Genomic DNA, 10,132 nt, shown 5'->3' on the forward strand with positions numbered 1-10,132 from the left:
ATTAAAATGCCTCAGAGTTTAACTATCCTCAAATAAATGTGTCAGGCAGCCAGCTTAGTGAGTTGGCTGAAATGACAGAAAATATCATTCGCAATCAACAAGAATTATTATAATTTTTGGCTAATACGCTCTTGTTTTAATAGCCAGAAAGCAGTGTGAGTGATCCCCGAATCGTCTGGTTGAATTAAGATAAAATGTAGTCCTCCTACTGCTTGCTTTTTTTGTTCGTAGCTTCTAGCAATTTGAGCAGCTTGTTCTGATTCAAAAGTATTAAATACCCAGCGATCTACTAGTCCCGTTTCTAAAATAAAGCCTCCCGATTTACCGATTTCTGTAGGTATATAATTGAGAAAAGCAGGATTTTGTTGTTCGATCCATTGAGCGATTTGCATTGATTTTCTACCTCCATAAACTACGACACCAGGAATAGGAAGATCTGAGGCAATACCCAAGTTGATCGGGAATAAAGACTCTGGCAAACGGCAAATTGGAATCGGGCGATCTCGAAATAGCTCGACAATTTGATTGGCTTGAATATTGGCTATTTGCCATTTATCTCCCCAGAGGTTTTCTGGTAGGGGTTGGGGAACGGGTTTATCCAATTTTGTCGGATTGTAGTTGGGATATTTATCTCGATGTTTTTCTTTTAATACTTGTTTTAAAGTGGAGGTATTTCTTGTAGCCTCTACTTTGATATTTAGTTGTTTGGCAGCAGAACTTATTAACCCTAATGTTTGCGGGCGAAATACTTGAATTGTATCGGGTAATTTATTGTGTGCTATTTCTGAGATTTTTTCTACCAGCCATTGAGTATTAGCTTGAGAAGAATAACATTGAACGCTATATACTTTATCTGTTTTTTTATCTTTAGTAGTGTTTATCAGCTCGCAAATAGTTAACTCCCATAATCTTTCTGCTCCGATTTGTTCGGGGAGATAATAAAAATCTACTTGCCAAATAACCATATTACTTATTACTTATTACTTATTACTTTACTGTTTACGATCACCTTTACTTTTTGATAATTAATTTTACCCCGATTATTACGAGGTAAACTATTAACTTCAAGCCATTTTTTAGGCTGTTTGTATTTAGCTAGCTGTGTTCTTATTTTGCCTTTAATCAAATCTAAATCTTGGTTTGAAGTTAGAGGGACATACAAGGCAGTTACGACTTCTCCCCAATAGCGATCGCTGATACCTACAACACAAATATCTTTGACTAATTTAGTAGCTAAAATTGCCTCTTCTACTTCAGCAGGAAAGACATTTTCTCCCCCTGTAATAATCTTTTGACTATTTCTGCCTAATAAATATAAGTAGCCGAGATCGTCTAGATAACCAAGATCGTCTGTAGTAAATATATAAGATTTCGCAAAAGTTTGAGGATAGTAACCCAAACAAAGAGAGTCGCATTTAATCTCAATTAATCCAGCCGTATGATTGGCTTGGGGTTTAATAATAATTGCTGCGTGGGGTAAAACTTGACCGCTACTATTATTACCCGCTAAAAAATCATCTGGTTTTAGGGTAACAATTTGGGATGCTGTTTCTGTCATCCCATAGGTAGGAGCGAGGGGAATTTGATATTTTCTAGCTTCGTTTAAAAGCGATCGCGATATACTAGCACCACCCAATAACACTGTTTTAAATTCTGCCAACCAATCTGGTATTGATTCGATCGATGATTGTAATTGAGTAGGAACTAAGGATATAAAATAGTCTTGTTTTTTAAAGATAAGCTGTTCGGTATCGATCGCTTTATAAGGACAAATAATTAAATTTCCTTGAGTAAGAAAAGAACGCATAAACTGCATCAATCCGCTTACATGATATAAAGGTAAAGTACAAAATGAATTTATTTCCGAGCAATTAAAATATTTTTGAAATCCCCTTACTGATGCAGTCAAAGTAGAGAGGGAGTGCATCGCAAATTTAACTTTGCCCGAACTTCCTCCTGTAGGAATCATAATTAAAGATTCTTGAAAAATATCTATTGTTGGAGTTAATCTTTCTCGATTTATATTATTAAAGTGATCGATTAAATCCCTAACTTGTCCTTCGGCAAAGATTAGATCGGGCTGCACTAAGTTTAATACCTGCTGCCATTCCTTTTCTTGCCAATGAAGATCGCACAGAAATATATTTACTTCGCTAATTATTCCTGCCATCAAAGTAGCTAAAAACTCTATTGAATTAGATTCAGCAATAATTACATTGAGTCTGTCAGAAGAGCTAGTAACTAAAGATAATATTTTTTCCAGCTTAACTTGAGTCAATCGATAGAGAATAAAACGATCACGATCGACTATCTTGTTGGTTTCTACTGTATAGTTCCATAACCAAGCTCGACCTTGATATTTTTTTAAGTCAGACAATATATCCAATCTCATTATGTAACTTGCTATTTATTTATTTAATATTAAGTATCAACCACAATGCGATCGTTAGTATCATCAAAAACTATTACGAGTAAATTACTACTTACCCATATAAATACCAGTAGCAAATTGAGATTGGTGTAATTTAATTATGTATAAAAACCAATGGCAAATAACTCAAACTACCTGACAATTGAGTTAATTAACTAATGTCCTTCATACCAATGTTTGAAACAATGTTTGAAAGAGCAACTGTATTCTCTGCCACTTTATTATTTGTTATTATGGGAATTGTTGGAGTCAAATATTTTAATTTTTTAGATAGTAAAACTCAAGTCACAAAAACATCGATGGACTATCAACAATTATCCCTCCCTCCCTCTGTTTAAAACGTAACTACACTACGAATTGATTGGCCCTTGTGCATCAGATCGAAGGCATCATTAATACAATCTATGGACATAGTATGAGTAATCAAGGAATCTATGTCTATCTTACCTTCCATGTACCAATCAACAATTTTGGGTACATCTGTACGACCCCTCGCCCCCCCAAAAGCCGAACCTTTCCAGACTCTTCCCGTTACTAGTTGAAATGGACGAGTACTGATTTCTTCTCCCGCACCTGCTACCCCAATAACGGTAGAAACCCCCCAACCTTTATGACAGCATTCTAAAGCCTGTCGCATCACTTCAACATTGCCAATACACTCAAAACTATAGTCTGCACCACCCCCCGTTAACTCCACCAAATACTCTACCAAGTCCCCGTCTATCTTTTTGGGGTTAACAAAATCAGTCATGCCATAAAGTTTTGCCATAGCTCGTTTGTCGGGGTTAATATCCACGCCAACAATTTTGCTCGCCCCTACCATTTTCGCCCCTTGGATGACATTTAAACCAATACCACCCAAACCAAACACTACTACATTCGATCCTGCTTCAACTTTGGCTGTATTCACCACCGCACCCAAACCAGTAGTCACACCGCAACCAATCAGACATACTTTATCTAAAGGTGCATCATCGCGAATTTTTGCCACCGCAATTTCTGGCAATACAGTATAGTTAGCAAAAGTAGATGTCCCCATGTAGTGATAGAGCTTTTCCCCTCCCAGAGAAAATCGACTCGTACCGTTGGGCATAACGCCTTTACCTTGAGTCGAGCGAATTGCTTGACAGAGATTAGTCTTTTGACTCAGACAATAGGCGCATTCTCGGCATTCGGGAGTATAGAGAGGAATTACCTTATCCCCTGCTTTGACACTAGTTACTCCTTTTCCTACCTCCACTACAATTCCTCCACCTTCGTGTCCCAATATAGTGGGGAATAAGCCCTCGGGATCTGCGCCTGAAAGAGTATAAGCATCGGTATGACAAACACCAGTTGCTTTAATTTCGATTAAAACTTCTCCTGGTTGTGGTGCTTCTAGTTGTACGGTTTCAATACGAAGAGGTTCCCCAGTACCAAAAGCAACAGCAGCTTTAACGTCCATGCTCATTATTATACTCATTGTTAAATACGGTCAGTCAGATTTTAGCTCATTCAAGATTGACTAATTGTTTCGAGTTTTTGACTAAAGTTTGCGAATCATTAATAAATGTATCTTGGGTTTTCAATTAAGAGTAAATTGAATTTATGGTTTTGAGGAAACAAAGCGATAAATAATTTTATTGATGTCAACTTTTTCTGATTCGGGTAATAGTAAGCAAGATTCTGTAGGCAAGAGATTAGGAATTGATTATTTATTAGATATAAAAGCAATAGAACAAGATGATGCTAAAGATGTAATTAGTGGATTGAAGAATAATCCTAAATCTATTCCAGCTCGTTATTTTTACGATCAAAAAGGATCGCAATTGTTCGAGCAAATATGTGCATTGCCAGAATATTATCCTACCCGCACAGAAGCAAGTATTTTAGAAGAGTATGGAGTCGAAATTATCGAGCTAACTAAAGCGATCGAGCTAGTCGAACTTGGTAGTGGTAGTTCGACTAAAACCCGCTTTCTTTTAGATGGATATCGGGATTTAGATAGTCCTTTATATTATACTCCTATAGATTTTAGCGGTAGTATGTTGCAAACAACTGCTAATAATTTACTTGAAGAATATCCTCAGTTAAAAATACAAGGAAAAGTAGCTACCTACGATCGCGCCCTAAAACAGTTATCAACCTATTATTTGGGAAAAAGAACGATTATTTTCTTGGGTAGTAGTATTGGTAATTTTGATAAGAAAGAGTGCGATCGCTTTATTCAAAGAGTTACTAATGCCTTAAAACCAGGGGACTATTTTTTATTAGGAATAGATTTATATGCGCAGCGGTATCCTTTAGGACAAAAGCCAGTAGAAATATTAGAAGCTGCCTATAATGATGCGCAAGGAATTACCGCAGCATTCAACTTAAATATGTTGCAACATCTCAACGATCGCTTTCAAGGTAATTTTAATCTAGATCTATTTAAACACGAGGCTATTTATAATACCGAGCAAAATCAAATTGAAATGTATTTGATTAGTCAAGCATCGCAATCAGTTAACTTAAAAAGCCTAGACCTAACCATAGAATTAAAGCAGGAAGAAAAAATACTAACCGAGATATCCCGCAAATTCGATCTTCAATCGATGAAAGAGTATTTAAGCAAAAACCAATTGAATTTAGTTCAAACTTATAGCGATTCTCAACAATGGTTTGGTTTATTATTGTGTCAGAAAGCTATTAATTAAAATCTATTTGTTTATTTTTCACTCAAATGGTAATTATTGAATTTCCAATAACTTATGAGTTTGCAAACTAATACACCATTCAGGATGTTGCAGAATATAATCAAAAATCAATTGCTTGCTTTTGGGCGAATTCCATTCGGGTTGCAAATAATATAAAGCCGTTTTAGAAACCAAAGCCGACTGTTGTTCTGCCCATTTTAAATCGTATTTATTAGTCACGACTACTTTCAGTTCATTAGTGCGATCGTAAACACTTTGATGGGGTGCTTTAAATTGCTTGGGAGAAAAAGTAACCCAGTCAAAATCTCCACTAAAAGGATGGGCTCCAGAAGTTTCCAAATGAACCCGCATTCCTGCACTTCTTAACGCTGTAGTTAGGGGAAATAAATTGTGCATTAATGGCTCTCCCCCTGTAACAATGACAATTGCAGGCTCGGCTTTTTTCGCTTCAGTTGCTAGCTCTTGGGTAGACTTTTGGGGATGGCGTTGTGGATTCCATGAATGTTTAGTATCGCACCAAGGACAATGAACATCGCACCCCGCTAGACGAATAAAAAAAGCGTTTACTCCTGTCCAATAACCTTCTCCTTGGACAGAATGGAAAGTCTCTACAATGGGATAGGTTTTAATCTTAGTAGCAGTATTCAAAATCTTGCTAAGAATAGTTTTTGATATGAGTTAAGCTTTTTCATTCTACTCTATATGGATATTGCGATCTTTAACTTAATATTGGGTAGGCGATTGAATCGATGACATTCCTTTACCAGTGTTTTCTCGCCCCGAAGCTGCTACTATCGGCTTAAGCTAACCATGATAAAAATGAACGTTGAAGAATATCTAAGTCAAAACAAAAAAGCGATCGCTCAACAGTGTGAAGCTATTGCTGATAGTGGCTCTAAAGCAATTATTACCGCCAAAAAAAACGGTGAGACCTACGTTCATAAAGTAACTTCGGTTGAGGAATTTACCGATACAATACCCGATGACGAATTTTTTAAAACCATGAGAGATGGGATTGCCAATGCTGTAAAACATAGGGTAATTCCTATCGTCGTTTTTGAAGAACAAAAAGCACAAATAATTGACTTCCCTGAATATTTTAAACTAAAAAAATAATGCGATCGCTTTTCTAACGTTCGACTCCTTGAATAACGGGAGTAATTTCATCGCGGAAAGGTTGAGGATTTCCTTGCCAATTAAAATCACTAATACGCAAACTAAAAGAGCCAAGTTCTAAGACTGGATTGTAGCGGAGAGTAATATTATGGGTTCGACGACTATATTCTATAGTGTAGTCGGTGCTAATTTCATTATTGCTATTTAAGTCTAAAGAAGTACTTACTCCCAAGCGAATTGGGCCGTATAATTGTTGGTTAATTCCCAGATCGAGAGTTTGACGATCTACAAGGCGATCAAATAAAAAGGGCGATTCGTCTCCGCGAAGATTCTGAGAATAGCTAAATTTAAACCCCGTATAATCTAGCCAAGAACGGGAAAAATGACCTAATTGTCCTTGGAAACCGATAGTCCCTTCTAAAGAGGGTTGTTGTTCCCCGTTACTATAAAAACTAGCTACTCCCCTAATTCCTGTCAGCAGTTCTAAATAAGGAACAACAGGTGTCGGACTATAGCGCAATCCTTCTTCTTTGGTACTGGGTAAAGGTGTTCCCCTCGAAATAGCAAAGTTTTTCTCCATAAATAATGCCCCCTGATAGCGAGAGAGGTTAATGCGATCGCTTTGTCTTTCCACTTCTAACAAGTCTTGTCTGTCCGTATCGGCATTAATATTTTGAATCGAGGCTTGATAGTTGAAAGTTATACCAGTATTGGCGATCTCCATATTAGGAGAGGTGACTACCCCCCCAATGCTATTTCTGACCGTCTGAAAGCCCAAAGAACCGTTAAATAAGCGATCGCGATAGTTATATTCCAAAGCGAATCTATAAGGGTTATCTAGCTTTCCTACTGTTTGCTGTAGGGCGACTTTACCACGGAAATTATCTTCTAAATTGTTGATATCAAAGCTAGTCAAAGAAAAATTGTTGTTTAAGCGAGTTCTGGGTGCAATATTAATATTTAAACGGTTTTTTAAGCCAAATACCCCTGGATTAAAGACTCCTCCCTCATCACTTTCACTAAATTCAAAAGTAGTGGGAGACAAAGCTCGTTGTACAAAGTATTGAGGCGTAACTTTCCAGTTAAACCGACTGTTATCCACAATTGTCCAAGAGCGTTCGATCAAAAATCCCCCCCTTTCTTCTCCATCAAAAGCAAGATTAAATAATCCTGGGTTGCTAGGGCGATTATCAAAAGCAAAAGTACTTAATAATAAAGGAACGCTTAATTTGTCATCCAGTACTAAACGAGATTTGCTGGTAGTTAATTTGTTTTCTAAAGAGTTTAGTCGGATAAAATTTGCCCTATCGGCTCGTATTTCCAACTCGGGAGGCGAAAAAGGATCGTTAGTCAGGCTCAAGTTAACTGCTTCCCATTCACTACCCTCGAAATCTATTCTTTCAGCTTCAAATCTCAGACGATTAACTGTACCTCCAGTAGCATCGTCTCCCCCAATCAAATTAATATCCCGACTGCTACCAATAGAAGTACTAAATCCCCTCGTAGCAGTTACATCACTAATCGGTTGCTCTACTTTCAGGCGATCGCTCAATGCCCGATCTAAAATTGTCTTTTCTGGTGTTAGCTCCCTTTCGCCATCAATATCCTCAGCCAGACTGGGTTGATATATTTCTCCCCCTGCATTGAAAATAACTCCTCGATCTGCCACGAGATAATACTCAAATTTGTTACCCCGCAACACTTGATCTCCCCGTTTGAGGGTGACGTTTCCCTTGGCTACTGCAATACGATCTTTTAAATTAATTTCTAAGCGATCGCTAGTCATCACAGATTCAGCAAAACGCAGCACTACATTACCTTTGGCTGTAATTACTTGTTGGACGCGGTTGTATTCTTGACTATCGGCGATAACTTCAATGACTTCGATGCGATCGATGGGAATAGAAGGCTGAAATTCCGTCTCTAGATCTGATATGGTAAATTCTTGCCTTGCTTTTCCACGCTCTTGAGCAATCAAATACTTAGGAAATTGAATTTTAATGGTAGAGTCCAACGAGCTAGTTTGGGGCAAACTCCACGCCTTCAAAGGTAACTGAGACAAACACGAGCTTATAGCTACAATCGTCGAAAATCGCCAAAAATCAACCATTAGTCAGTTATCAATTATTAATTATCAATTATCAACTATTAAGCTAGACATAACTTATAGTTTTTGATTGACCTTTAAGGTTAATATCTACATTAACCATATGTAATAGATTTTTAGAACTAGTTATGCCCCGCACCCAGAGAAATGACAACTTTGTAGATAAAACTTTTACTGTTATGGCAGATATTATTTTAAAAGCTCTGCCTACTAATAAAAAAGCAAAGGAAGCTTTTGCTTATTACCGCGATGGAATGTCGGCTCAAGGTGATGGAGAATATGCAGAAGCACTCGAAAACTATGAAGAGGCTTTAACTCTGGAAGAGGATGCTAACGATCGCAGTTATATTCTCTATAATATGGGCTTGATTTATGCCAGTAATGGAGATATTGATAAAGCGATCGAACTTTATACCGAAGCGATAGATCTCAACCCTAGAATGCCCCAAGCATTAAATAATATTGCCGTTATTTATCACTACGAAGGGGAAAAAGCCAAAGAAAGCGGAGATGTAGAAAAGGCAGAATCTTATTATGATAAAGCTGCTGAATATTGGAAACAAGCCATTAGAATTGCTCCTAACAACTATATGGAAGCTCAAAATTGGCTCAAGGTAACAGGGCGATCGGAAATGGATGTATTCTTTTAAAAGTATTAGTAGTACTAGGGCATCAAAGATACATTTGTTGGTAATTTTGAAATAAGATTTTAATGCCCACCATTAACAATTAACAATCAACATGACAATCGATCGCGAAGAAGTAAAAAAAGTAGCCAACCTAGCTCGTCTCAATATTACCGAAGCGGAAGAAGAAGCTTTTACTACTCAGCTAAATAGTATTTTGGGTTATTTCGATCAATTAAGCGAACTCGATACTACGGATGTACAACCAACTACCAGAGCGATCGAAACTAGTAATATTACTCGCGCTGATGAATTAACCCCTTTTCCTGATAAAGAAGAGTTGCTCAAAGCCGCACCCGAACAACAGGGCGAGTTTTTCCGCGTACCTAAAATTATTAGTTCGGATGAAGGTTAAGTAATAATTAATAATTAATACAATACTCAAAATCAACTAACAATAAACTAATAGCTTGTAGCATTTTAAGAGTAGGAAAATTTGTTTTTTGCTACTCTTTTGCTTTCAATATTTTGGCTATCATTTCAACTCTAGAAGAAACTTCTAATTTACGAAATACAGTCTTCAAAGCTTGTTTGACCGTATTGTGGCTAATCCATAACTCTTTACCAATTTCTGCATTAGTCAATCCTCGGGCGACTAAATCGACTACTTGAATTTCTCGTTTGGTCAAAAGTGAGATTTGAGAATTTTCTCTCTCAACAAGACTAAATGAATTTTCAGAATTGTTTTGTTGGCGTAAACTAGCCAAGCAAGCAGATACATGAAGACAAACAGCACCTAAATTACTCAGATCGCGATCGCTAAAAGCTGACGTAATGCCAATACGAGCAAAATTGAGAGTACCGATCAATCTACCATTACCTACAATTGGTCCAGTCATAATATGTTCGTGGTTGTATTCGATACAGCATCTTTGATAAAGCTGGCTTTCTTTCCACGTTCCTTGAGGTAAGATTAGCGTTTCATGGGCAGGAGCGTGATAATCTCTAACGTATTGTAAAACTGGATCGACAGACTGACCGATGAGTTGATATCTCTCAATAAAGCGATCGCTTACTCCTCTGGCATTGCAACTAATTAAATTGTTTTCTCGATCTAATAACCCACCTTCCGCACGTCAAAATGTATTATTTAGAGTTTCATAAAATCAGTCAT

Annotated in this window: 11 protein-coding genes; 5 read left to right on the forward strand and 6 right to left on the reverse strand. The window is 37.2% G+C overall.

The window, feature by feature from the left end; genetic code table 11:
• Positions 1–107: 107 nt before the first annotated feature.
• On the reverse strand, positions 108–965 hold the full coding sequence (locus I4641_RS22300) for a Tab2/Atab2 family RNA-binding protein (protein WP_229642789.1): 858 nt from the start codon (positions 963–965) through the stop codon (positions 108–110).
• Between the two features lie 8 nt (positions 966–973).
• Positions 974–2,392 (reverse strand): 2-succinylbenzoate--CoA ligase, encoded by a 1,419-nt coding sequence (locus tag I4641_RS22305; protein ID WP_229642790.1) that lies wholly within the window; start codon positions 2,390–2,392, stop codon positions 974–976.
• A 197-nt stretch (positions 2,393–2,589) separates the two neighbouring features.
• On the opposite strand from I4641_RS22305, the gene I4641_RS22310 reads away from it, so the two are divergent.
• Positions 2,590–2,769, forward strand: a complete 180-nt coding sequence (locus I4641_RS22310; RefSeq protein WP_229642791.1) for a hypothetical protein — start codon at positions 2,590–2,592, stop codon at positions 2,767–2,769.
• Here the strand turns inward: I4641_RS22310 and I4641_RS22315 are convergent.
• Positions 2,766–3,875, reverse strand: a complete 1,110-nt coding sequence (locus I4641_RS22315; protein WP_229642798.1) for an S-(hydroxymethyl)glutathione dehydrogenase/class III alcohol dehydrogenase — start codon at positions 3,873–3,875, stop codon at positions 2,766–2,768. The genes I4641_RS22310 and I4641_RS22315 overlap by 4 nt on opposite strands.
• A gap of 181 nt (positions 3,876–4,056) precedes the next feature.
• Here I4641_RS22315 and egtD point away from each other — a divergent pair, with 181 nt between their 5' ends.
• A complete protein-coding gene (egtD, locus tag I4641_RS22320) occupies positions 4,057–5,109 on the forward strand; it encodes an L-histidine N(alpha)-methyltransferase (protein ID WP_229642792.1) in 1,053 nt (350 codons plus the stop codon).
• Between the two features lie 33 nt (positions 5,110–5,142).
• Here the strand turns inward: egtD and I4641_RS22325 are convergent, their stop codons facing one another.
• The gene (locus I4641_RS22325) at positions 5,143–5,757 is read right to left on the reverse strand and encodes a 7-carboxy-7-deazaguanine synthase QueE (protein ID WP_229642793.1); all 615 of its coding nucleotides are present in this window, start codon (positions 5,755–5,757) and stop codon (positions 5,143–5,145) included.
• A 171-nt stretch (positions 5,758–5,928) separates the two neighbouring features.
• On the opposite strand from I4641_RS22325, the gene I4641_RS22330 reads away from it, so the two are divergent.
• Entirely contained in the window at positions 5,929–6,225 is a 297-nt protein-coding gene (locus tag I4641_RS22330; protein ID WP_229642794.1) for a hypothetical protein, read from the forward strand.
• 13 nt (positions 6,226–6,238) lie between these two features.
• On the opposite strand, the gene I4641_RS22335 is transcribed toward I4641_RS22330, so the two are convergent.
• A complete protein-coding gene (locus tag I4641_RS22335; protein ID WP_229642795.1) occupies positions 6,239–8,287 on the reverse strand; it encodes a DUF3769 domain-containing protein in 2,049 nt (682 codons plus the stop codon).
• Between the two features lie 173 nt (positions 8,288–8,460).
• Between I4641_RS22335 and I4641_RS22340 the strand changes: the two genes are divergently transcribed.
• Positions 8,461–8,982: a photosystem I assembly protein Ycf3 gene (locus tag I4641_RS22340; RefSeq protein ID WP_229642796.1), complete on the forward strand. Its 522-nt coding sequence runs from the start codon at positions 8,461–8,463 to the stop codon at positions 8,980–8,982.
• Between the two features lie 91 nt (positions 8,983–9,073).
• Entirely contained in the window at positions 9,074–9,373 is a 300-nt protein-coding gene (gene gatC, locus I4641_RS22345; protein WP_229642797.1) for an Asp-tRNA(Asn)/Glu-tRNA(Gln) amidotransferase subunit GatC, read from the forward strand.
• Positions 9,374–9,464: 91 nt separating this feature from the next.
• On the opposite strand, the gene I4641_RS23995 is transcribed toward gatC, so the two are convergent.
• Positions 9,465–9,857 carry a response regulator transcription factor gene (locus I4641_RS23995; protein ID WP_263858325.1) on the reverse strand — a complete coding sequence of 131 codons (393 nt, stop codon included), beginning with the start codon at positions 9,855–9,857 and terminating at the stop codon, positions 9,465–9,467.
• Between the last annotated feature and the right edge of the window lie 275 nt (positions 9,858–10,132).

This window comes from Waterburya agarophytonicola KI4 (assembly GCF_020640915.1).
GTDB classification, from domain to species: Bacteria; Cyanobacteriota; Cyanobacteriia; order Cyanobacteriales; family Xenococcaceae; genus Waterburya; species Waterburya agarophytonicola.

Coding starts and splice junctions, on each gene's coding strand:
- gatC (WP_229642797.1), top strand. CDS start 9,074: ATGACAATCGATCGCGAAGAAGTAAAAAAAGTAGCCAACCTAGCTCGT.
- I4641_RS22340 (WP_229642796.1), top strand. CDS start 8,461: ATGCCCCGCACCCAGAGAAATGACAACTTTGTAGATAAAACTTTTACT.
- I4641_RS22310 (WP_229642791.1), top strand. CDS start 2,590: ATGTCCTTCATACCAATGTTTGAAACAATGTTTGAAAGAGCAACTGTA.
- I4641_RS22300 (WP_229642789.1), bottom strand. CDS start 965: ATGGTTATTTGGCAAGTAGATTTTTATTATCTCCCCGAACAAATCGGA.
- I4641_RS22330 (WP_229642794.1), top strand. CDS start 5,929: ATGAACGTTGAAGAATATCTAAGTCAAAACAAAAAAGCGATCGCTCAA.
- I4641_RS23995 (WP_263858325.1), bottom strand. CDS start 9,857: ATGACTGGACCAATTGTAGGTAATGGTAGATTGATCGGTACTCTCAAT.
- I4641_RS22315 (WP_229642798.1), bottom strand. CDS start 3,875: ATGGACGTTAAAGCTGCTGTTGCTTTTGGTACTGGGGAACCTCTTCGT.
- I4641_RS22305 (WP_229642790.1), bottom strand. CDS start 2,392: ATGAGATTGGATATATTGTCTGACTTAAAAAAATATCAAGGTCGAGCT.
- egtD (WP_229642792.1), top strand. CDS start 4,057: ATGTCAACTTTTTCTGATTCGGGTAATAGTAAGCAAGATTCTGTAGGC.